The 21,313-nt window shown below is 38.6% G+C and carries 21 protein-coding genes; 7 read left to right on the top strand and 14 right to left on the bottom strand.

Translation table 11 applies throughout. The features are described from left to right. The first annotated feature begins 15 nt into the window (after positions 1–15). Entirely contained in the window at positions 16–678 is a 663-nt protein-coding gene (locus ABEG20_RS04800) for a metal-dependent transcriptional regulator (protein WP_406826249.1), read from the top strand. Beyond that, positions 665–2,527 carry an Nramp family divalent metal transporter gene (locus ABEG20_RS04795; RefSeq protein WP_406826248.1) on the top strand — a complete coding sequence of 621 codons (1,863 nt, stop codon included), beginning with the start codon at positions 665–667 and terminating at the stop codon, positions 2,525–2,527. Before ABEG20_RS04800 ends, ABEG20_RS04795 begins: the two co-directional genes overlap by 14 nt. Before the next feature lie 64 nt (positions 2,528–2,591). Here the strand turns inward: ABEG20_RS04795 and ABEG20_RS04790 are convergent, their stop codons facing one another. Then, positions 2,592–3,071: a TlpA family protein disulfide reductase gene (locus ABEG20_RS04790; RefSeq protein ID WP_406826247.1), complete on the bottom strand. Its 480-nt coding sequence runs from the start codon at positions 3,069–3,071 to the stop codon at positions 2,592–2,594. 715 nt (positions 3,072–3,786) lie between these two features. On the opposite strand from ABEG20_RS04790, the gene smpB reads away from it, so the two are divergent. After that, complete coding sequence (smpB, locus tag ABEG20_RS04785) at positions 3,787–4,236, top strand: SsrA-binding protein (RefSeq protein WP_047797377.1); 450 nt, start codon at positions 3,787–3,789, stop codon at positions 4,234–4,236. Between the two features lie 70 nt (positions 4,237–4,306). Here the strand turns inward: smpB and ABEG20_RS04780 are convergent, their stop codons facing one another. The 3 genes from ABEG20_RS04780 to ABEG20_RS04770 form a co-directional block, all read right to left on the bottom strand. Beyond that, positions 4,307–4,963, bottom strand: coding sequence for a protein-L-isoaspartate(D-aspartate) O-methyltransferase (locus ABEG20_RS04780; protein WP_406826246.1), 657 nt, complete (start codon positions 4,961–4,963; stop codon positions 4,307–4,309). Positions 4,964–5,171: 208 nt separating this feature from the next. Further along, complete coding sequence (gene priA, locus ABEG20_RS04775; protein WP_406826245.1) at positions 5,172–7,652, bottom strand: primosomal protein N'; 2,481 nt, start codon at positions 7,650–7,652, stop codon at positions 5,172–5,174. Next, positions 7,652–8,038: a DUF423 domain-containing protein gene (locus ABEG20_RS04770; protein ID WP_406826244.1), complete on the bottom strand. Its 387-nt coding sequence runs from the start codon at positions 8,036–8,038 to the stop codon at positions 7,652–7,654. Before ABEG20_RS04770 ends, priA begins: the two co-directional genes overlap by 1 nt. A gap of 91 nt (positions 8,039–8,129) precedes the next feature. On the opposite strand from ABEG20_RS04770, the gene ABEG20_RS04765 reads away from it, so the two are divergent. Together ABEG20_RS04765 and ABEG20_RS04760 are read left to right on the top strand one after the other, a co-directional pair. After that, the gene (locus ABEG20_RS04765) at positions 8,130–9,698 is read left to right on the top strand and encodes a hypothetical protein (RefSeq protein WP_406826243.1); all 1,569 of its coding nucleotides are present in this window, start codon (positions 8,130–8,132) and stop codon (positions 9,696–9,698) included. Positions 9,699–9,728: 30 nt separating this feature from the next. Continuing rightward, complete coding sequence (locus tag ABEG20_RS04760; protein ID WP_406826242.1) at positions 9,729–11,141, top strand: DUF5723 family protein; 1,413 nt, start codon at positions 9,729–9,731, stop codon at positions 11,139–11,141. A gap of 2 nt (positions 11,142–11,143) precedes the next feature. On the opposite strand, the gene tsaB is transcribed toward ABEG20_RS04760, so the two are convergent. The 8 genes from tsaB to ABEG20_RS04720 form a co-directional block, all read right to left on the bottom strand. After that, positions 11,144–11,839 (bottom strand): tRNA (adenosine(37)-N6)-threonylcarbamoyltransferase complex dimerization subunit type 1 TsaB, encoded by a 696-nt coding sequence (gene tsaB / locus ABEG20_RS04755; RefSeq protein WP_406826241.1) that lies wholly within the window; start codon positions 11,837–11,839, stop codon positions 11,144–11,146. Between the two features lie 912 nt (positions 11,840–12,751). Beyond that, positions 12,752–12,982 carry a membrane protein insertion efficiency factor YidD gene (gene yidD, locus ABEG20_RS04750; protein WP_090496806.1) on the bottom strand — a complete coding sequence of 77 codons (231 nt, stop codon included), beginning with the start codon at positions 12,980–12,982 and terminating at the stop codon, positions 12,752–12,754. Continuing rightward, a complete protein-coding gene (locus ABEG20_RS04745) occupies positions 12,966–13,364 on the bottom strand; it encodes a ribonuclease P protein component (RefSeq protein ID WP_406826240.1) in 399 nt (132 codons plus the stop codon). Before ABEG20_RS04745 ends, yidD begins: the two co-directional genes overlap by 17 nt. Before the next feature lie 67 nt (positions 13,365–13,431). Then, entirely contained in the window at positions 13,432–13,590 is a 159-nt protein-coding gene (rpmH, locus tag ABEG20_RS04740) for a 50S ribosomal protein L34 (RefSeq protein WP_010601723.1), read from the bottom strand. Positions 13,591–13,865: 275 nt separating this feature from the next. Beyond that, positions 13,866–14,600 (bottom strand): LytR/AlgR family response regulator transcription factor, encoded by a 735-nt coding sequence (locus ABEG20_RS04735; RefSeq protein WP_406826239.1) that lies wholly within the window; start codon positions 14,598–14,600, stop codon positions 13,866–13,868. Continuing rightward, positions 14,578–15,639: a sensor histidine kinase gene (locus tag ABEG20_RS04730; RefSeq protein WP_406826238.1), complete on the bottom strand. Its 1,062-nt coding sequence runs from the start codon at positions 15,637–15,639 to the stop codon at positions 14,578–14,580. The genes ABEG20_RS04735 and ABEG20_RS04730 overlap by 23 nt, the downstream gene beginning before the upstream one ends. Continuing rightward, positions 15,629–15,976, bottom strand: a complete 348-nt coding sequence (locus tag ABEG20_RS04725) for a DUF4288 domain-containing protein (protein WP_406826237.1) — start codon at positions 15,974–15,976, stop codon at positions 15,629–15,631. The genes ABEG20_RS04730 and ABEG20_RS04725 overlap by 11 nt, the downstream gene beginning before the upstream one ends. A gap of 22 nt (positions 15,977–15,998) precedes the next feature. Then, positions 15,999–16,757, bottom strand: coding sequence for a LiaF transmembrane domain-containing protein (locus ABEG20_RS04720; protein WP_406826236.1), 759 nt, complete (start codon positions 16,755–16,757; stop codon positions 15,999–16,001). Between the two features lie 132 nt (positions 16,758–16,889). On the opposite strand from ABEG20_RS04720, the gene ABEG20_RS04715 reads away from it, so the two are divergent. Continuing rightward, complete coding sequence (locus ABEG20_RS04715) at positions 16,890–17,762, top strand: ChaN family lipoprotein (RefSeq protein WP_406826235.1); 873 nt, start codon at positions 16,890–16,892, stop codon at positions 17,760–17,762. 42 nt (positions 17,763–17,804) lie between these two features. Here ABEG20_RS04715 and mscL read toward each other — a convergent pair whose 3' ends face one another. Beyond that, positions 17,805–18,254 carry a large conductance mechanosensitive channel protein MscL gene (gene mscL / locus ABEG20_RS04710; RefSeq protein WP_406826234.1) on the bottom strand — a complete coding sequence of 150 codons (450 nt, stop codon included), beginning with the start codon at positions 18,252–18,254 and terminating at the stop codon, positions 17,805–17,807. Positions 18,255–18,424: 170 nt separating this feature from the next. Between mscL and rpoN the strand changes: the two genes are divergently transcribed. Then, positions 18,425–19,897 carry an RNA polymerase factor sigma-54 gene (rpoN, locus tag ABEG20_RS04705; protein ID WP_406826233.1) on the top strand — a complete coding sequence of 491 codons (1,473 nt, stop codon included), beginning with the start codon at positions 18,425–18,427 and terminating at the stop codon, positions 19,895–19,897. A gap of 404 nt (positions 19,898–20,301) precedes the next feature. Here the strand turns inward: rpoN and ABEG20_RS04700 are convergent, their stop codons facing one another. Further along, positions 20,302–21,312, bottom strand: coding sequence for a type IX secretion system membrane protein PorP/SprF (locus ABEG20_RS04700; RefSeq protein ID WP_406826232.1), 1,011 nt, complete (start codon positions 21,310–21,312; stop codon positions 20,302–20,304). Position 21,313 lies beyond the last annotated feature (1 nt).

Below are 21,313 nucleotides of genomic sequence, written 5' to 3'. Positions count from 1 at the left end.
ATTAGATAAATATAAATGCAAAGTTATACCGAAGAGAACTATCTAAAGACTATTTATCACCTGGCAGAGAAAACCATCAATGTGCAAACCAATGCTATTGCAGAGCAAATGCAAACCAAACCCGCATCGGTTACCGACATGATCAAAAAGTTAGCCGATAAGGGTCTGATTGATTATGTTAAATACCAAGGCGTTACCTTAACCGAAACCGGAAAAAACACAGCGATCGATATTGTACGCAAACATCGGTTATGGGAAGTTTTTTTGGTAGACAAATTAAATTTTAAGTGGGATGAGGTACATGATGTGGCCGAAGAATTAGAACACATCAAATCTATTGAGCTGATTGAAAGATTGGATGAGTTTTTAGGTTTTCCGAAAGCAGACCCCCATGGCGATCCCATTCCTGATAAAAACGGAAGATTTGCCAAAACCCAGTTTATTAAACTCATTGAGTTAAAGGTTGGAGATTCGGGTACCATTACGGGCGTGAGTCAGCACAGTTCTCCGTTTTTAAAACATTTAGAAAAATTAGGCCTTACCCTGGGCAAACAAATTCAGGTTAGTGATGTTACCGATTTCGATGGTTCGGTTGAGATCCAGCTATCCGATAAACAAGTTAATATTAGCAGAGAAGTAGCAAAACATATTTTAATCAGTAGTAATGGCAAAAACTGAATCGTTAAGTGAAGTACATCAAAGTGTAAATACCGATAAAAGAAAAGGCTGGCGTAGAATTCTGGCTTTCATTGGTCCGGCTTATTTAATCAGTGTGGGCTATATGGATCCGGGCAACTGGGCAACAGATTTGGCCGGCGGAAGTAAATTCGGTTACCAGTTGATCTGGGTTTTACTGATGTCGAACCTCATTGCTTTACTTTTACAATCACTCAGCGCCCGTTTAGGCATCGTGAGGGGATTGGATTTGGCTCAAGCCTCTAAACAAGCGTATCCCCGCTGGGCCAACATTCCATTATTTGCCTTGGCACAAACCGCAATTATTGCCTGCGATCTTGCTGAAATTATCGGGATGGCCATTGGTTTACAGTTACTTTTTGGTTTACCGCTCATCTGGGGCATTTCCATTACCATTTTTGATACCATTTTATTGCTTTTTTTACTCAACAAGGGCATGAGGGCTATGGAAGGTTTTATCGTTTCGATGGTCTTTATCGTAGGAATTTCCTTTCTGGTAGAGATGTTTATTGTAGAACCTTCACTCAAAGAAGTAGCCAAAGGTTTTGAGCCCTCTATACTGAACGGCGATGCGCTTTATATTGCCATCGGGATTATCGGTGCAACGGTAATGCCACATAACCTCTACCTCCATTCCTCTTTGGTACAAACCAGGAAAATTGAACGGAGCAACAAAGGGATTAAAGAAGCTTTAAAGTTTAACCTCATTGATACCACCGTTGCGTTAAACCTCGCTTTTTTTGTTAATGCGGCCATTTTGATTCTTGCTGCCGCAGCTTTTTACAAAAATGGTTTACACGAGGTGGCAGAAATTCAGGATGCACATAAATTACTTTCGAATATTTTTGGCCATGTAGCCCCCACCCTTTTTGCTATCGCGCTAATCGCTGCAGGGCAAAGCTCTACCGTTACGGGAACTTTAGCCGGACAGATCATTATGGAAGGACACATCAATTTGCGGATCCAACCCTGGCTACGCAGACTGATTACCCGTTTATTGGCCATCATCCCTGCATTTTTTACCATCTTGCACTATGGCGACGATGCCCTTGGCGGCTTACTGGTGCTGAGCCAGGTGGTATTAAGTTTGCAGTTGGGTTTCGCCATTATTCCATTGATCCATTTTACATCAGATAAAAAACTGATGAAAGATTTTGCCATCAAACCATGGGTAAAGGTTTTAGCCTGGGCAAGCGCCATTGTGATCATCGCGCTGAATGTGAAACTGGTGATGGAAGAAATAAGCGGTTGGGCAAAAGAAGCCAATAACTGGTGGATTTATGCCATTGTTATACCTGCATTAATCCTCATCGTATTACTGTTGCTCTATGTTTTCTTCCACCCTTTATTAGAACAGAAAAATGCCTCCAGACAGATTGTGCCCCACGGAGATGCTTTGGATATTGGCAAAATTGAAAAAATCACCTATAAAAAAATTGGGATTGCTGTAGATTTCTCTAAAAATGACCGAAACACCATCAGGCATGCTTTAATTCAGGGTGGTAAAGACGCGCACTATTACCTCATCCATATTGTAGAAACTGCTGCCGCACGCTATCTGGGTAAGGAAGTAATGGACCATGAAACGCAGAGCGATGCGACTAACCTGGAGCGCTACAGAACTAACCTGGAAGACCTTGGATATGATGCTACACCATTTATTGGTTTTGGAAATACAGGTAAGGCCATAGCCGAGATCAGTAACCGGAACGAAATGGAACTTTTGGTAATGGGTGCACACGGGCATAAGGGACTAAAAGACCTTATTTTCGGCACCACAGTAGATTCTGTGCGACACAAAGTGAATATCCCCGTATTGATTATCAGGTAGTTGTTGAGCCTTATGATATCAATTAGTCACAGCTATAACGCTTGTTGATCTGTGGCTAAAATGATTATTTACCCACTACCGTCATCATTTTTTTGATGCCACCATCTCCAGACTGGTACATTAATAATTTCCCGGCGGGCGAATATAGATACATGGCCGGATATTGTTTTGGCAAAAATGTTGGGATAAATATTCGTTTTTTATCCTGCAGTACCCACACATTAGGTTTTGCATTTAAGCCTTTGGCATATGAATTAAAAAATTGTGGAATGATATAAGCCTCATCCATGGTGATCATATAAATATTCACATCCTTAAACCTGGCGTAATTTGCATTCAGGTTTTTGCTCTCCCGCTGGCAGTGCTCACAAGTACAATCAAACAATATGAAGAGATTCTTTTTTCCTTGTTTTATATCGTTGTTTGAAAAGGGTTTTCCATCCAGTTTGTAAAAAGTAAACTGCGGCAATAGTGTGGGTTGCTGGGCATTTACCTGAAAAGTTACGGCTAACAATAAGATCAAAAGTAAGTTCCTGAATTTCATTTTAGATATTTTAATTTCAAACTTAAACCAATATATACGAACATAATAATATATCCCTTAGCTTTTACAAAGAGATGAATATTTTTATTGATTCATTACTCAGAAATTTAAATTTAAAAATAGCCGTCATCTCGACTGAAGCGCAGCGAAATGGAGAGATCTATCAAAAACAGATTTTGCTTCGCAGAGCCTTCGGGTTCTCGGCTGCGTTGCACTTCGCTCGAAACGACCTCTTACCGTTCGCAGCCATGAAACAAGAATCCAGTTGGCGGAGGGGAAGGCTTGTTTCCCTGCACCTGCCGGTGTTAATTAAACCCGATTGACGTGGAAACCAAAAGCTTTTTCTGCTTTTGTTGCAACAAAAAGCGGGACGGAAGCGGCCAAAAGCACTGTCTGTACATTTCCTAAATAAAACCCACTGAGCCAGAGATTAAAGTTTAATATACATGCCTGGAGTCGTTTTTTAAATAAAAGATGAACGCATTAGGCACGAAATAAATTAAAACTACATTATCACATCAATTTTTAAGATATTTGCAACCTGTTGGCAAAAATTGCATCAACTGCCTTCAATGAACAGATAACGATCAAATTTATTTCAGCATTTTTCCGAAAGGTGCTGAAACGGGTTCAGCATGACGGATTGCATTTGTAGTCCAAACATTTTGTTTTACACACCGTTGTATATAATACAAATAACACACTTATTAAAATTTTGAAAAACGACATTAACATCAAGAATAAAAGAGCATATTTCGACTATAACCTTTTGGATAAATACGTAGCTGGGATTGCGCTTTTAGGAACTGAAATAAAAGCAATAAGACAAGGTAAAGCCAACATGACAGATGCATTTTGCATGTTTATCGGCGGTAATCTCTATGTCCGCAACCTTCATATTTCTGAATATAGCCACAGTTCTTTCTATCACCACGATATTAAACGCGACCGTGCCCTACTCCTTCAAAAGAAAGAAATCAGAAAATTGAAGCTTAAAGGCGAAGAAAAGGGCTACACCATTGTTCCTTTACGGATTTTTATCAATGAAAGAGGCTTCGCTAAAATGGAAATTGCACTGGCACAAGGTAAAAAAGAATTCGACAAACGCGACAGCATTAAAGATAGAGATACCAAGCGTGAATTGGACAGAGCGATGAAAAGGTAGTTTGGAGTTGGGAGTTTAGAGTTGGAGTTAAATTGACTCCAAGCTCCTATCTCCAAACTCCCAACTGATCTCACCATGCCTGATCGCCAACCAAGGGTACAAACCTAAAGGTATCTAGCACAATTTTGTCGTAGTCTGTTTCACTTACACGGATCACCGTAACCATTTTCTGGGTTTTCTCATCGCCTACCGGGATCACGAGAATACCACCAATTTTTAATTGTTTTAATAAAATTTCGGGAACCAATGGTGCACCAGCGGTAACGATGATTTTATCGTATGGCGCATGGGCAGCAATTCCTTTAGAGCCATCACCACAATAAAATGTGGGTCTGTAACCCATCCCAGGTAAAACCTGGATGGTTCTGTTATAAATATTCTCCTGTCTTTCTATCGTAAAAACAGTAGCACCCAATTCCATTAAAATACAGGTTTGATAGCCTGATCCGGTTCCGATCTCCAGCACTTGATCTCCTTTTTTAATGTGGAGCAATTCACTTTGATACGCAACCGTGTAAGGCTGAGATATGGTTTGCCCATCACCTATGGGGAACGCAATGTCTTTATAGGCCTGGTTCCAGAAAGTTTCGTCAAAAAAGAAGTGCCGTGGAACTTTACCAATGGCCGCTAATACATTTTCATCTTCAATTCCACGTGATTTTAATAACTCAACCAGTTTTTTTCTCGCTCCACGTTCCCGGTAATTATCAACAAATTTATACGCCATGAGCTTCAAAATTAGCTTTTTTTAACCGTGATACAAGGATAAAATGAGAGAATGATTGAATTGGTGAATGGATTACCTGAGTTAGAGAATGATACATTATCCACATAGATGAAGGATTGAATGAGCGATTGAGAGAATGAAAGAAGGAGAGCATGAGCGCAAGAAATAAACCCATTCAATCATTCAAAATTGAATTATTCATTCATTTCTAATAAGGATCTACATCAATCTGTGTAAAAACGCCTTTAAATTCCTTTGTCGCGTTAAATTCGGTCAGGGTTTCCCTTAACGCATCCTTAACTTTTTGAATGGCCGTGTGTTTATCTGCTTTAATAATAATCTGTTTGATATAAAGATTTCGTACACGGCTTACCAGCGGTTGTTCGGGTCCTAAAACACGCTTACCGAATTTTCCTTTTAAAATATTGGCCAAAGTTAGTGCAGCATGATCGAGAATATGCGAATCTTTATGTTTGATGTACAAAAATATCATCCTGGAAAACGGCGGATAAAGAAATTTCTCCCGCTCCACAATTTCATCTTGATACATCCCTTCATAATCGTTGTTCACCACTTGTTTGATGATCCGGTTTTCTGCGTCGTAAGTCTGGATACAAACATTCCCCTGATCGGCTCTTCTACCTGCCCTACCTGCAACCTGCGCCAGCAGTTGAAAACTTCTTTCGTAAGCACGGAAATCGGGGTAACCTAAAAGTGTATCAGCATTGATTACACCGATCAGGTTCAGGTTATCGAAATCCAGTCCTTTGGCCACCATCTGTGTACCGATTAAGATATCGGTTTTCTTTTCCTGAAAATCATTCAGAATTTGTTGCAAACCATTTTTGGTGCGTGTGCTATCCATATCCAACCGTGCAATGGATACTTCAGGATAGAGCAATCTGAGTTCTTCTTCAATACGCTCGGTACCAAAACCTTTTTGCTCTACATGTACCGAACCACAGGCCGGACAGATGTTGATGCTGCTTTGCTGATACCCGCAATAATGGCAATGCAATTTACCACTGCTTTTATGATAAGTTAAACTTACATCGCAGTTTACGCATTTTGGGGTATAACCACAGGTTGCGCAAATGAGAATGGTGGCATAGCCCCGCCGGTTCTGAAACAATACAATCTGTTCTTTTTTAGCAAGCGCCAGATCAATATCTTTGATCAATACACTTGAAAAATAAGAACTCATCGTTTTTTTCTTGGTTTCCTCCGCAATACTCACCACCTGCTGATTCGGAAGCTGAACGCCGCCAAAACGTTCTTTCATTTCTACAAGGCCATATTTGCCCTGTAATGCATTGTAATAACTCTCTAAAGATGGAGTGGCTGAACCTAAAACCACTTTGGCCTGATGCAGGTAACCTAAATAAATGGCTGCGTCTCTGGCCTGGTAGCGTGGTGCCGGATCGTATTGTTTATAGGAAGGTTCATGTTCTTCATCAACCACAATCAGTTTTAAGTTTTCAAAAGGAAGAAAAACAGCCGAACGTGCACCAAGAATTACTTTATATGCACCTGTTCTTACCTTATTCCAGATTTCTACCCTTTCGCTATTGTTAAACTTAGAATGGTATACCCCGATCGAATTACCGAAATAACGTTTAATCCGTTCTACAATCTGTGTGGTTAAGGCAATTTCCGGCAGCAGGAACAATACCTGCCCATCCGTATTCCGGATAATTTTTTCAATCAGTTTAATATAAACCTGCGTTTTTCCTGATGCGGTTACGCCATGCAGCAAAACCACCTCTTTCTCTTCAAAATGCCGGTTAATCTGGTCTAATGCTTTTTGCTGACCTTCGTTCAGTTCAAAATTCACACTGAATTCTTCATCGTGAGCGGCCAGGCGACTAACCGGCCTTTTCATCACCACAAAAATATCTTTCTCTGTCAAAGCTTTCAATGCCGCCGGTCCGCAATTGCTTTCGGCTAAAAGCTGCTCTTTAGCAACCGGCAGATTTGATTTTTGTAATTTCAGGTAAGCCAATAAAGCATCCAACTGTTTGGGGGCCTTATCTAAAATATTAAAAAGCTGTTTCAGATTTTCTTCATCGCTATAAAAATCATTTAAAACAATGAACGATTTGAGCAAAGGTTTATACTTCTGTACCACCTCTTCTGCCACCAGCACCAGTTCTTTATCCAATAGCTGGTTGATGATCGGATATACTGTTTTCTGCCCCAGCAGCTTAGAAACATCATTAACGGTAAGTTTCTTTTGCTGTTTGAGTGCGTTGATAATAATTTCTTCCTTATCGCTAAGTTCGGTATCTTCATGATAATCTTCGCGAAGAATAAGAATGGTTTCGCTGGCCAGTTTTAAACTGGCAGGCAAGGCCGCTGCCATGACATCACCCTCATTACACATGTAGTAATTGGTCATCCATGTCCAGAATTTAAGCTGCATGGGTGTAATTACCGGCTCGGCATCTACCACATCGATAATGTATTTGGCTTCGTAAACCGTAGGTGGCACGGTGCTGACTGCACTAATTAAAGCTGTATAAATTCTATGCTTTCCAAATTGTACCACCACCCGTTTCCCAATGGCAATCTGATCGTTTAAATCAAAAGGTACCCGATAAGTATAGTTTTTCGCCAAGGATAATGGCAAAATAACTTCCACAAAAAGTGTCTCTCTTTCTGAAAAAATATCGTTTTCGAAAGTATTCATTATTTATCTTTAAATGCCGCAAAAAAGAGCATTATCCATCCTAATACAAATAAAAGTCCTCCAATTGGCGTTACCGGACCAATAAATTCGGTAAAACCTAAATGCGATATGCTTCGGGTAGCTAATAAATATAATGATCCTGAAAAAAGGATGATTCCAAATGTGAAACAGAAATAAGCAATATTAATAAGCTTGTTCCGATAACGGGCAAAGGTAGAAAGGTACAATAAAGCAAACGTATGATAGAACTGATAATCAACCCCTTTCTGCCAAATTTCCAATGATGGACCATCAATTAAAGCTTTTAGTCCATGGGCACCAAATGCGCCCAGTAAAACGGCAACAGCACCAAAAAAAGAAGCAGTAAGGATTATTCGTTTATTCATAGTTATTTGCAAGTAGCAAGTTGCTAAATTAATAAATTGACAAAGAACTTCTCACTAATCAATGTAATAAATTAAATTTGTTGCACAGCAGATGAAAAAAATCATAATTCTAACAAGTGCACTATTTTTAGGTGTAGCCTTTATGGCCTACCTTTATTTTTCGAAATTGGGAACTGATAATGATGCAAAAGACCTGGCGCTGCAATCGGCAACCAATAATGCCGCTCTGGTGTTTTCTTTTCAAAACGATAAAGGTTTTTATGATATCATTGAAGGGCAACAACTGATCCAGCAGGTTTTGGGGAACGATAAAATGAACCTGTTAAAACAGCTCAAAACAAGTATCATTGACGACAATCTGATAAACAGCTACCTGAAAGATCAGCAGGTTTATATTAGTGTACTGCCTGATTCGAATAAAACGCTGAACTTCTTAATCACCGTGCAGATACAACGTGATAATGACATTAAAAAATTCTATGAACAGTTAAAATTAAAAAAAGCGATCAGCAAAAATGCCAAAGACCTCTACACGCTGAAGCTCAATGACAGTTTATCTGTTTATTTAGGCATTCATGACCAGGTATTAACGGCCTCCACATCGCTCAAACTGATTAATGATGCCAATGTGCGTTTAACGGAAAATCCTTTTACTGAGTTTATTAAAGAGAATAATCGCCAGATCAAAAATGTACTGGCTAATATTTACATTAATTTTAACCAGGCCCCACCGTTGCTCAAAAATATTATTGCGGGGAACATTAATGGAGAAATTTCCCTATTTAACCAACAGAACAGTTTTGCGGTCCTCAATTACAATTTTAGTAAGGAAAAAATTCTTTTTAACGGGAGTACCGAAATAAAAGATCAGCACAATTACCTTAAACTATTTGAAAACACCGCTGCACAAAATACATCTATCCAAAATATCCTGCCCGAAAATACCGCAAATTATGCACTTTACGCTTATGATGATTATGGCAAATGGCTCAAGAAGCTGAATACCTGGCAGGAACAAACGAAAATACTATCAAAAGCCACTGCGGTAATCAAAAGAGTAAAGGATGATTACAGAACGGATTTAAACTTGATATTTACCAATTATACGAAGAATCAGTTTATTCTTTTCCAGTTGAGCACCAGCGAAAAATTAGGCGCCATTTCTTTATCGAATGGCGAAAAAACAAAACAGTTGCTGCTTGATGTCAGTACAGATTATAATGAAGACATCAAGCTCTTTAAATCGGCCGATATTTTATACAGTTATTTTGGTGAGCCCTTTAAAAAATTTACGCGGCCTTATTATGCCATTATTGATAATAATTTGGTTGTTGCCAATAATGCGAGCACGGTACAATCATTTTTAACTAATTATAAAAATAACAGGCTTTTAATACAAACGCCGCAATATTTAGATGCCGTAAACGAAATTTCTACCACTTCCAATGTAAGTTATTATATCAACACCAAAAATTCGGCAGATATTTTCAGGCACAATATTCAACTGAATTTCTACAGACATTTACGTGCTGACAGTGGTTTGAAAAGTTTCGATACTTTTTGTTATCAGATGAGTGCAGATAAAAACAAATTCATTACTAACTTGCTTTTAAACAAATATGTACAACCAAAAATACCAGATTCAGTAAGTAACCGTTAATAAGGAAACCATCCCAATAAACTATTTTACATGAAGAAACTTTTACTCGCGTTACTGGCCATGGCCAGCTTCGGGGTTGCAAATGCACAACAATATGCGCTTTTTGGCACTAAAACCATGTTTGATGCATTCGAAAACCCATCTCAAAAATCTTTTACTTTAGATTCATCAAGAAAATTTTCTTCTAATTTCTTTTTACCTTATTTTGGTGCAAATGCCATTAATAAGGGCAATTCCAAGTTTGCCATCAGAAAATTAACACAGGAAGGGGTTTTTGACACCAGAAGTTTACCCATCGGCACCGGTGAGGTGAATCATTTTTTTGAAAACAGCAATATCTATGTGGCCACATTCAGGCTTTTCAAATCTTATAAATATCAGAAAGAAATGGGCTTTTCATGGCAGATCAGATCTGATGCCCATATCGATTATACCAATGAAACTTTGGCTATTTTTGATTCGTTCGAGCGGTTTAACAGCAACCAGCTGTATACGGGAATTTTCGACACCAAGGGTTACCAACAAAGCTACCATCAGTTTAGCTTTACCTATCGCGAAAACTGGAACAAAAGACTTGCATTTGGTTTAAAGGCCAGTGTATTGAGCGGGATACTTTATAATAAATTAGATGTTTATAATTCTCAGCTATACATTGATCCTGAATCTGATGCATTGTTAATTGGCTTAAACGGAACTTATTCGGCCAACTTCTCTGATTTTAATGAGGTAAATAAGAAAAACTTCATCCCAAATTTTAAAAACCCTGGTTTATCGTTCGGTTTTGGCACCAACTACACCACTAAAAAAGGTTTATTTTTAATGGCCAACATTAAAGATTTGGGATTTATCTGGTGGCGCAGCAATACCCAGCGTACTACTGTAAATCAATCTAAAATTATTGAGAATATTGAGAACAACCGATCGAATACCAATCAGGAAATAAAAGACATTTTCCTGCTGTCAGAGCAGCCTAAAAAGTTTTTGGCTCCAACCAATGCTAAGCTTGATTTTTATATGTCTAAACGATATGGTTTTTACAAACCGGCATTAGCGGTTTCCAAAAACCTGTTTTACAAAGGTGGCGATATTGCCTTTGTAAATACTTTTATGGCCAACGATTTTTCAGGCAGCGTAACACCTTTGTGTAATTTAAACGGTGTTTTTATGGTTGGTGTGCAAGGTAAATACCAAACGCCCAATTTCGAACTATTTTTAGGGACCGATAATTTAGTGGCAACAAGTTTCCAAACCATAGGCACCATTAGAAATGATGCTACTGTAGGCAGCGGACCTAACGGCACTTCATTTTATATGGGCGTAGGCATTAAATTTGGAAACGTGGTTAACCATCCCCAGTTTGCGGATGTAATACCAGGTATTAATGATAAAAGTGATGATGGCAGTTTCTTTAAAAGCTTGTTTTCGATTTTTAAAAGAAAATAGGTTTAACGTTGTGCCTGTTGCTTCTTAGGTTGCGTAACCACAAAATCTTTCAGGTAAAAAGGCTCAAAATAGGCTACATCTTCAAAATTACGGTTACTGAAAGCTTCGTTAGCCAGCCGTGACATATAGGTGGCCGAATTGAAATTAGCTGCATCGAATTGTGCATTTGGGTGTGTTAAAACTTCAGCACATTTGGCTGCCCCATCACCCAAAAAGATAATAGTTTGCTGTGAAAGGAGCGCATTAAAACTTGTTTCGTCGATAATTTTAGCTTCGGTTAGTAATAGCAGGTTTAATGATGAATCAAAAACTGCAGTATATACTTCCATCCTTCTGGCATCAATCATGGGGCAGATTAAACCTGAATAACCTGGGCTTTCTGACAAAAAACCAGCAGCCATCATTTCTAATGTTTCAATGGCAATTAAGGGTTTATCCAGGGCATAACAAAGTCCTTTTGCTGTAGAAACGCCAATACGCAAGCCGGTATAAGATCCCGGGCCTTTGCTTACAGCGATGGCATCCAGCTCCTGATAATTTAAGCCAGCAGCTTTTACGGCCTCATCAATAAATAATGTCAAATTTGCTGCATGCAGGTTTTGTCCTTGCTCCTCTTTAAATGAAATTGTTTCGCCATTAACAGAAACTGCGACCGAACAGATTGCCGTAGCGGTTTCTATCTGAAGTATTTTAGCCATGGGACAAAGATATTAATAAAATGGAAGATGGAAGAGGGATTAGGAAGATGGTTAAGATGAGTCTGTAGCCTTAACTCTCCATTCTAATCTCCTTTTCTTTGTCAATCCTGAGGAATAATTTATGGTATAAAAATCAATATGAGTGACGTTTTTTCCTTCGCACAAGTCTTGCCTCGGCTACCGATTAAAAATCGGTACAGGTCCACCGCCGCCGAAGGGCTCTTACTTTTTGGCATCAAAAAGTAACAAAACCGAGGCATTGCCGAGCTCATTAATACAGATAAAAAACAATAGACAACCATTAATAAAATGCCGGCTGAAAATTTATTCATTAATTGATATAGTTTTCAACGGTATTCATGAGGGCTGCGCCGTTTTCTTTTGAAGGCAGTAGTATGGCTGGAACAGTGCAATCCGAAAAATTTATTAGGCCGGATTGAAGTAGACCGGTGATAAGGTGCTATGGCCTGGCTATACGGAAATGCATGATACCACAATGCATTCATTAATAAGTAATTATGAATTAATGTCAATGGTAGTGAAACGAAGGATCTTTAAGGATGGAAGATCGTAAATGAATGATGGCTTAGACGGCCCGCAGTCTTTAGTCCGAAGTCTTGAGTTTGCCCTCCATCATGTCATACTGAGCGTAGTCGAAAGATCTTTTAAGTAAATTTCTCTCCCGAATATTAGGGACTAAGTTACAGTCAAAAGAACTGTGGCTATTGAGTAAAACAATTTACAGTTGGCAATTTACAGTTGGCAATTCACAGTTGGCAATTTACAGTTAGCAATTCACAGTTAACAGCCCTGCAATTAACCAATTGAAACAGTTAACCGATTAACCAAAAATAGCCAATAATACAGTTTGCAATTTACCAATAAACCAATGGCCAATGAACCAATAAACCGTTAAGGAACCGGATCGTGCCCATGTTTACCCCAGGGATGACAACGGCCAATACGTTTCAATGCCAGCCAGCCACCTTTAAAGGGACCATGCTTTTTAATGGCTTCTATCCCATATTGAGAGCAGGTTGGTGTAAAGCGGCAGTTTGCGCCCAGCATAGGCGAAATGGCATATTGATAAATTTTGATCAAACCTAAAAAAAGCCATCCAAAAATTTTATTGATGAATTTCATTCGGCTGGATTAAATTTTGGAAACGCTTAAAGGTAGCGTTCAGTTTTTTCTCGATAAAAGCAAACTCATACTTATTCTTCCCCACAAACTGGATGGAAAACAACAGCAGTCCCCTATCTGTGGGTAAAGGCATGTATAATTGATTTTGTTTGTTTAGGCGGTAAGCTTCGCGGATGCGACGCTTGAGCAGATTGCGGTCTACTGCCCGTTTATATCTTTTTTTAGGTACATTGATCACCACTTGTGCTTGCACATCAGCAGTAACATCAACAAAAAGATAAGAAACCCGAAAGGGGTATAATAAAAAAGAAGAACCGTTTTTAAACAACAGGTCTAAATATTTCCTGCTGCATAACCGTTCTTCTTTCCTGAATGTGTACATATATTTTTGATTGATCATTGCAGATTTTGATCTGCCGATCCCGAATTAACGGAAAAGCAATCAAAAATTATGCTTTATGCTTGCGTTCGTCAGAAACTGTTAATCTTTTTCTTCCTTTAGCACGACGTGATGCTAATACTCGTCTGCCGTTAGCTGTTGCCATTCTTTCGCGGAAGCCGTGTTTGTTTCTTCTCTTTCTTTGCGAAGGTTGGTATGTTCTTTTCATGACTGTATATTATCTATTGTAAAATTAAGAGGTGCAAATATAAAGCGATTTCTCTACAAATGCAAGCGTGATTAATTATTATTTTTTCTATTTAAATGCAAATGTAAAAAATCTTTTGAAAAACGGGTTAATGTTAAAATGATAAATGATTGATTGCGTTGTTTATTTCTTCAATCAAACGTTTCTAACGGAACGAAAATATGCATTCTGCATTTTTTCTACCGATGATGCGTGCCGAAGGAACGGTTTGCACACTCAAGACACTGGAATGTCTTCTACAGACCCAATGCCGCCTTCAATTTCACATAGCCCGTTTTGCTTACCGGAAGCCAGATATCAGATTTCAGCAACACCACATAACTATCCTTCTCTTTTAGCTCTATTTTAGTTACCTGGGCCAGGTTGATGATGTATGATCGATGTATGCGGATAAACTGGTTTACATCAAGTGTTTGTTCGAAATAAGCCATGGTTTTGTTTTTATAGAAAGCACCATCAACGGTACTTAATTTCACATAATCATCATCAGCCTCTAAATAGTTGATATCGGCAACAGGAATAATCTTAATTACGCCGTCTTTTTTTACCACTACCCTACTGTTTTGGGCAGGGTTTAAAGCTGCAGCATCCAGAACAGCTTCTGTGTTTTCGGTATGGTTTAATTTACCCGGTATTTTTTTGATGGCGGCATCAAAGCGCGATTTATCAATCGGCTTGAGGAGATAATCCACTGCATTAACCTCAAAAGCCTTGATGGCATACTCATCAAAAGCGGTGGTAAAAATGACTGCAGGTTTATCGTCAACCAGTTCAAGCATTTCGAAACCGCTGATTTTAGGCATCTGTATGTCGAGAAAAATGAGGTCAGGCTTATGTAAGGTAATGGCTTTTAAACCTTCAAACCCATCACCACATTCGGCTACAATCTCTATTTCTGCATGATCTGAAAGATAATATTTTACAATATCTCTCGCTAAAGGCTCATCATCAATTAGTATCGTCCTGATCATTTTTTTGTGGAATTTTTAGGGTGGTAATATATAAATTATTTGCCTCAATATCGGTTTGTAACAAATGGGTATTTGCAAATAACAGATATAACCTGCGTTTAATGGCACTTAAACCAAATCCTGTTCCTCCAGCAGCTTTCATTTCCGGATCGAAAGGGTTTTGAACGCGTAATTGTAAAATATTATATTCAACCGTCACATCAATTTTGATGGTAATACCGGCAGACGTATTATAAAGACCAAATTTAATAGCATTTTCTACAATGGGCTGCAACAATGTACCTGGCAGGCAAAGGTTTAAGGTATCTTCGGCAACATTCACTTCAATATTCAATCTATGGCTAAACCTTACTTTTTCGATATCCAGATACAATTGGATGTACTCCATCTCCTCCTCAACCGAAACCCATAATTCATCGTCGCGCTTTAAGGTACCACGTAAAAAAGAAGCTAATTTTGTAATCATTACCCCAGCTTCTTTTGGGTTAACCATGGTCAGTGCAAATACTGAATTCAGACTGTTAAAAAGAAAATGGGGCTGCAATTGGTGCCTTAACTTATTTAACTCTGCTTCTTTAGCCAAACTCTTTGCTGCTGACAGTCTTTCATGTGTTTCTGACTGTTCTTCTAACCTATACCATAATATATTGGCCAAGGCACACCAGGCCAAACACATCAAAGAAATTAAGCCTCTAAAGGCGAAAGAAAAATTATAAAAATCTTTATATTCTTTATAATCAGCAAAAATGTAGAGCATGCTATATTTGGCAGCATAAATAATTACAAATGTAAGGGCCAGTGCAATAATCAATACATAGAGCATCCTTTCGTTTTTGGGCTGATAATACCCCAACATGTTGCTTATCCCTATGCAGGCCAATGCCAACAGGAAATTATTGGTTAAGCTATCGGCTATCGCTATCCACCAGGAAAAATTAACTACATAATGCAATCCGGCAGCACACATTACCGTCCACACGATTGCAATGGTGATTGATATTTTCTGTATTTGCGGAACAGATAAAGGTCTAGTTGTCAAAACGATTCTGATTAGTTAATGATTTATTGCGGTGCGCCAGCTTTTCCAGATATAATGAAACCGATTTGGGCTCAACCATCTTCGAACTTACTTCTGCACCATCTGTAAGTTCTACAACTTCAGTTATTCCACCTACACCTAAAAACTTCCATACTATTTTATCTCCCTGGCAATTGTTAAGGGAAGGATTAAAATGTACGGCATTCAAATTAGCTTTGTTTAAGGCATGCCTGATACCTTTTGCCCGGATCAAACGCGTTTGTTCGTTAAACTGGGGCGTATGCTTTCCTTCACCACAAATCACCTGATAGATACAATTTACAGCAAACCATTTCATGGGCGATATTTATAATAAATGTTTAGAAACTTTTAATTTCAATCCCGCCAAATAAAGCGGTCCCATCTAAAACCAATGTCTTTTTGAGCTCTGCTACCGGCATTACATGGGATCTTTTATCTTCAACGCTCCCAAATAATGCTGTCACATTCGATTTTATTGCCCAGTTTTGCGGTACAATCAATTTTATTCCTCCAAAAACGGCCGTTACATCGAGCGATACTGTTTCAGGAAAATCAGCCTGTGTCATTACAATATCGGCACCGCCGAAAACGGCAGTAATATCGCCACCCTGAAAGTTTTTAGTATATACCGTTTGATGACTCCCGCCAAAAACAGCCATTACATCAATCACGTCATTATTATTTACCGTTTCTTTAGCTGCAGCGCCTTCAAAATCAAAATCGGCTTTATACTTATTCTTTTTCTTAGAAAATGAACCTTGTTTTGGCCTGAAGATTAAAAAACAGCCAACGATTACCAAACCAAAACCTAAAGCATATTTAGATAGGTCGAAATCCAGTCCGGGTATATGAATTAAGGTATTGTAGGCACCGATCAAAACTAAGATCAGCCAGCCTACCCCTTTAAAGTTACGGCGAACGCCAAGAAACACGCCTAGTAAAATTAAAAAATTAGACCAGCTAAAGATCCATCCCGGAATATCTAATCCAATATTGTTCAGCAGAAATGCAAACCCAATGATGATGATGATGAAACCGCTCCAAACCCTTCCTGAGTTTTTAAGCTGGTTATTATTGTGATGATTAATGTTTTCCATTTGTGCTCGTATTTAATAATCCAAAAGTATTGATCGCTATCTGATCATCATATACGCCATATGTAAGAACCCGGTAAAAGGCGGTAAATGACCTTCTTTTATCGGTGAAAATTATTTTGTTATTTTGAAGGCATGAAATTTATCCTTCTATTATTTGTTTTTGCTATTTCTTCTGGCTTGTACGCACAGGAAATAAGCAGCCATTATAAGATCTTTGATGTAAAAAAACAAAAATCGATATCAATAGAAGACATTGTTGCCGACATGGATCATGCGGATGTTTTATTTTTTGGCGAAGACCATAATGATTCTGTAGGCCACTACCTGGAAGCAGAACTCCTCAAAAAACTCCATTCAAAATATCTGTTAAAAGTGGTGCTATCTTTAGAAATGTTCTATACCGATGTACAGCCTGAAATAGATGAATACCTGGCAGGATTGATTTCAGAAAAAAACTTTGTTAAAGAAAGCAGGGCCTGGGGAAATTATAAAGATTACAGACCTTTAATCGAATATGCCAAACAGAATGGGTTAAAAGTTATCGCTGCAAATGCGGCAACACGTTACAGCAACGCTGTTACAACTGGCGGACTGAAGGTTTTAGAGAATTTCCCCAAAACATCATTCAATTTTTTACCTCCCCTGCCTATTGATACGGCCCGGGGCAGGTATTATGAGAAATTTACAGAAACTTTGGGCGGGCATAGTATGGGCACGATGAAAATTTACCAGACCCAAAATTTATGGGATGCAACTATGGCCTGGTCTATAAATAAATTTATTAAAGCAAACAAAGCAATTAAGGTTTTACAGCTCAACGGCCGTTTCCATAGCGATGAAAAACTGGGAATACCGGCCAAGCTCAAACAACTTGATCCAAAATTAAAAGTCCTGAATATTTCGTCGTTTTCTGATGAAAGCTTCACCAATCCCAGTTGGGAAAAGTTTAGTCAACTCGGTGATTACATCATCATCACCGACCCAGAAGTAAAAAGAAGTTACTAAAATGAAAAGCTCCGCAGCTGTGATGGTTGCGGAGCTCAGGTTTTATGCTTTTGCTTTTAGCAGATCTCTGATTTCAGTTAAAAGCACTTCTTCTTTTGTAGGCACAGGTGGTGCAGCAACTGCTACGGCTTCTTCTTTCTTTTTCATTTTATTAATTGTTTTAACCATAATAAAAACAATTAATGCCAATAGTAAGAAGTTTATGGCAACCGTAATAAAATTACCGTAAGCAAATATGGCCGCATCCGGGGCAGCTTTTTTGGCATCAGCCAGTGATGCTCCCTTTGGAATAAGTTCTGATCCTTTACCCATTGCAAAATAAATGCTACTGAAATCTGGTTTACCCACCATAGCAGCTACCACAGGCATGATCAAATCTTCAATTATACTGGTTACAATCTTACCGAAAGCGCCACCAATAATTACACCGACTGCTAAATCGAAAGCATTGCCCTTAACGGCAAACTCTTTAAATTCTTTTACAAAGCCCATACTTTATTAGTTTAGTTTTATTTATTTATTTACTAAAGTAGCAAACATTAAACTCAATACAAACGTTTAGGAAATAATTTTAAAACCGAACATATCGGTAGCATTTAGGTACAATCAGCATAATATCTGAAATCTATTGTTTATTTTTGCGCTATTCTTTTTTATTTACTATGCTAAAACAACATTTACAACAAAAATTATTACAAAAGTTATCACCACAACAGATACAGTTTATTAAATTGTTGCAGGTGCCAACCGTTGCTTTAGATACACGTGTAAAAGAGGAGCTCGAAGACAATCCGGCACTTGAAGATCCAAGCTTAATGACTCAGGATGAGCCAAAGAGTGAATATGATGATTTAAATGACGGACCTGAAGATTACGAACAACCATCAGAAGATACCAGCATGGACGAATTCAATGTAGACGATTATCTGCAGGATGATTCGGCCAACGATTACAGCACCAATTATAATAATGGCGACGACGATGAGGAGAAAAAAGAGACGCCAATTGCTATTGAAAGTACATTTTTTGAAAGTTTACAAGAGCAATTAGACCTCATTCCCTTATCGGATCAGGATTTTATTATCGGCAAACAGATTATTGGCAGTTTAGATGATGATGGTTATTTACGCCGTCCGTTGGGTTCTATGATCGACGATCTTGCTTTTTCCCAGAATGTAATGGTTGAGGAAGAGGATGTATTGGAAATGTTAAAACTGATCCAAAGCTTTGATCCTCCGGGTATTGGCGCCAGAGACCTAAAAGAATGTTTACTGATCCAGTTAAAAAGAAAAGATACCAACAATCCGATTATAGTCAAAGCAATGAATGTTGTAGAAAACTATCTGGATGAGTTTACCCGTAAACATTACGATAAATTAGAAAAAAGTTTAGGATTAGATAGCGAAGAACTTAAAGAGGTTGTAAACGAAATTTTACGTCTAAACCCTAAACCTGGTGATGCCAACCAGGTGACGACAAAACAAATGCAGATCATTCCTGATTTCCACATCAGCAACAATGATGGTGTATTGATTTTGACATTAAATTCGAAAAATGCCCCAGAACTAAAGGTGAGCAGGTCTTATCAGGAAATGTTTGAGCATTATGACAAAGCTGCATCCAAAGATAAAAAGCTGAAAGAAGCTGTTCAGTTTGTGAAACAAAAATTAGATTCTGCACGGTGGTTTATCGATGCGATTAAACAAAGACAACAAACTTTGTTAAAAACGATGAATGCCATTATGCACTATCAATATGAATATTTTTTAACAGCTGATGAGCGTAAGATGCGCCCGATGATCTTAAAAGATATTGCAGATAAAATAGATATGGATATTTCCACCGTATCAAGGGTGGCAAACTCTAAATACGTACAAACCGAATTTGGTACTTTTCTGTTAAAATCATTCTTCTCAGAGGCTATACAAACCGAAAACGGCGAAGAAGTTTCGAATAAAGAGGTTAAAAAGATACTGGAAGACTGCATCGGTAACGAAGATAAACGCAAACCTTTGGCGGATGAAAAATTAACGGAAATTTTAAAAGAAAGAGGTTATAACATTGCCAGAAGAACCGTTGCAAAGTATCGCGAACAAATGAATATTCCGGTAGCCAGGCTGAGGAAAGAACTTTAGTACAGTTTGGCAGTTTCCGGTTTTCAGTTGACAGTAGATTACCGATTAAATTTAAACTTGCCCGCCAAATCGCACTACAAAAGAAAAACTTATCATTGTTGATTTGGAAATGAACGGTCCTGTGTGTTTGGCAGCTTCGGTCCCGCTTTCCATTCCAAGTCCGCACTCGTCCCTCGCTTACGGGCTTTACATTGCAATCGGGTTTAGGCACAAAGTTTCTGCGTTCTGCAACTCCAAAAGATAACGACTGCCCCAGGCCATCTAGCCCCGGCTGCAGCATTACCCTGCAGCAACGAGGTACGAGGAAGCGAAGCGTAAAAGCGAAAGACGGGAAGATACTTCCTGTTTTATACAGGTTTTGCGCTCCAATCAAAAAGCTGATTATTATAGAAATCTGAACACCATTACCACATCTTAATGTAAGAAGGTACTTTATAAATGTTATTCAGCATCAAGCCCAATACGATCTCGTGGCTACCGTTGCTTACCTGGTTTAACTGCGAAGTGGTAAAATCGTATGAATAAGTAAGGTTAACCATCTTCCCAATATTGAAACCAGCCATTGCAGCAAAAGAATCGTCTTTACGATAACTTCCACCGAGCCAGATTTTATCCTTAAAGGCCAATTTCAGGTTTACATCAGCAGATACAGGTGCTGGCGATACGTATTTGACCATTACCGACGGGATTGCTGAAATTTCATCATCAACAAAAAATTTATATCCTGCAGTAGCAAAATAATGTGGTACTTCTTTACCCAGGTTATAACTGTTATCACCTGTAAAACTTAATTTTTGAGGTAAAATTTGCTGTACAGAAACACCTGCAAACATCCTGGCGCCATATAACCATAAACCGATGCTTAAATCGGGTTTTACCTGATTAATCAATGCCCTGTTCATAATCGGATCTATTGGTGTATCGAAAGTAAGCGCATTCACATCTAAGGCAATACTCGAAATACCTGCTGCCACGCCTGCCGAAAGATTAAAATTATTACTCAGCTGTAAATGATAGGCATAGGTAACATTTGCATCCAACCTTTTTATCGGACCAGTTTTATCTAAAACAGCAGTTACCCCCATTCCATGGTGCGCCGGAGACGACAGGTAATTTTGCGTATAGTTCCTGTCCATCGGGTTCCCTGTTTGCTCGGGGAAAGCGGTTAGTGCATTACTCCACAATTGGTTATCGCCCAGTGCCCAGTGTGCTGACACAAAAGAAGTTTGTGGCGCATCAGTAATACCAGACCATTGTTTACGGTAACCGGCTTTAAAATCAAGGTAATTTTCAATTCCGGAAAGCGCTGGATTGAGCAGGTACTGATTAAAAATGTATTGCGTATACTGTGGCTTTTGTTGCGCAAAAACGTTTAGGGATGCAAAAAGTGAAAATGTGATAATGAGCTTCTTCAAT

Origin of the sequence: Pedobacter sp. KACC 23697, assembly GCF_045348445.1 — a bacterium.
Taxonomy (GTDB): Bacteria; Bacteroidota; Bacteroidia; order Sphingobacteriales; family Sphingobacteriaceae; genus Pedobacter.
Note: the sequence above shows the minus strand (reverse complement) of the source record. Positions and strands in the feature narration are given on the sequence as shown.

Bases quoted from the DNA above. Each gene is read 5' to 3' on its own strand.
- ABEG20_RS04800 (WP_406826249.1), top strand. From the start codon at position 16: ATGCAAAGTTATACCGAAGAGAACTATCTAAAGACTATTTATCACCTG.
- ABEG20_RS04795 (WP_406826248.1), top strand. From the start codon at position 665: ATGGCAAAAACTGAATCGTTAAGTGAAGTACATCAAAGTGTAAATACC.
- ABEG20_RS04790 (WP_406826247.1), bottom strand. From the start codon at position 3,071: ATGAAATTCAGGAACTTACTTTTGATCTTATTGTTAGCCGTAACTTTT.
- ABEG20_RS04780 (WP_406826246.1), bottom strand. From the start codon at position 4,963: ATGGCGTATAAATTTGTTGATAATTACCGGGAACGTGGAGCGAGAAAA.
- priA (WP_406826245.1), bottom strand. From the start codon at position 7,652: ATGAATACTTTCGAAAACGATATTTTTTCAGAAAGAGAGACACTTTTT.
- ABEG20_RS04770 (WP_406826244.1), bottom strand. From the start codon at position 8,038: ATGAATAAACGAATAATCCTTACTGCTTCTTTTTTTGGTGCTGTTGCC.
- ABEG20_RS04765 (WP_406826243.1), top strand. From the start codon at position 8,130: ATGAAAAAAATCATAATTCTAACAAGTGCACTATTTTTAGGTGTAGCC.
- ABEG20_RS04760 (WP_406826242.1), top strand. From the start codon at position 9,729: ATGAAGAAACTTTTACTCGCGTTACTGGCCATGGCCAGCTTCGGGGTT.
- tsaB (WP_406826241.1), bottom strand. From the start codon at position 11,839: ATGGCTAAAATACTTCAGATAGAAACCGCTACGGCAATCTGTTCGGTC.
- yidD (WP_090496806.1), bottom strand. From the start codon at position 12,982: ATGAAATTCATCAATAAAATTTTTGGATGGCTTTTTTTAGGTTTGATC.
- ABEG20_RS04745 (WP_406826240.1), bottom strand. From the start codon at position 13,364: ATGTACACATTCAGGAAAGAAGAACGGTTATGCAGCAGGAAATATTTA.
- rpmH (WP_010601723.1), bottom strand. From the start codon at position 13,590: ATGAAAAGAACATACCAACCTTCGCAAAGAAAGAGAAGAAACAAACAC.
- ABEG20_RS04735 (WP_406826239.1), bottom strand. From the start codon at position 14,600: ATGATCAGGACGATACTAATTGATGATGAGCCTTTAGCGAGAGATATT.
- ABEG20_RS04725 (WP_406826237.1), bottom strand. From the start codon at position 15,976: ATGAAATGGTTTGCTGTAAATTGTATCTATCAGGTGATTTGTGGTGAA.
- ABEG20_RS04720 (WP_406826236.1), bottom strand. From the start codon at position 16,757: ATGGAAAACATTAATCATCACAATAATAACCAGCTTAAAAACTCAGGA.
- ABEG20_RS04715 (WP_406826235.1), top strand. From the start codon at position 16,890: ATGAAATTTATCCTTCTATTATTTGTTTTTGCTATTTCTTCTGGCTTG.
- mscL (WP_406826234.1), bottom strand. From the start codon at position 18,254: ATGGGCTTTGTAAAAGAATTTAAAGAGTTTGCCGTTAAGGGCAATGCT.
- rpoN (WP_406826233.1), top strand. From the start codon at position 18,425: ATGCTAAAACAACATTTACAACAAAAATTATTACAAAAGTTATCACCA.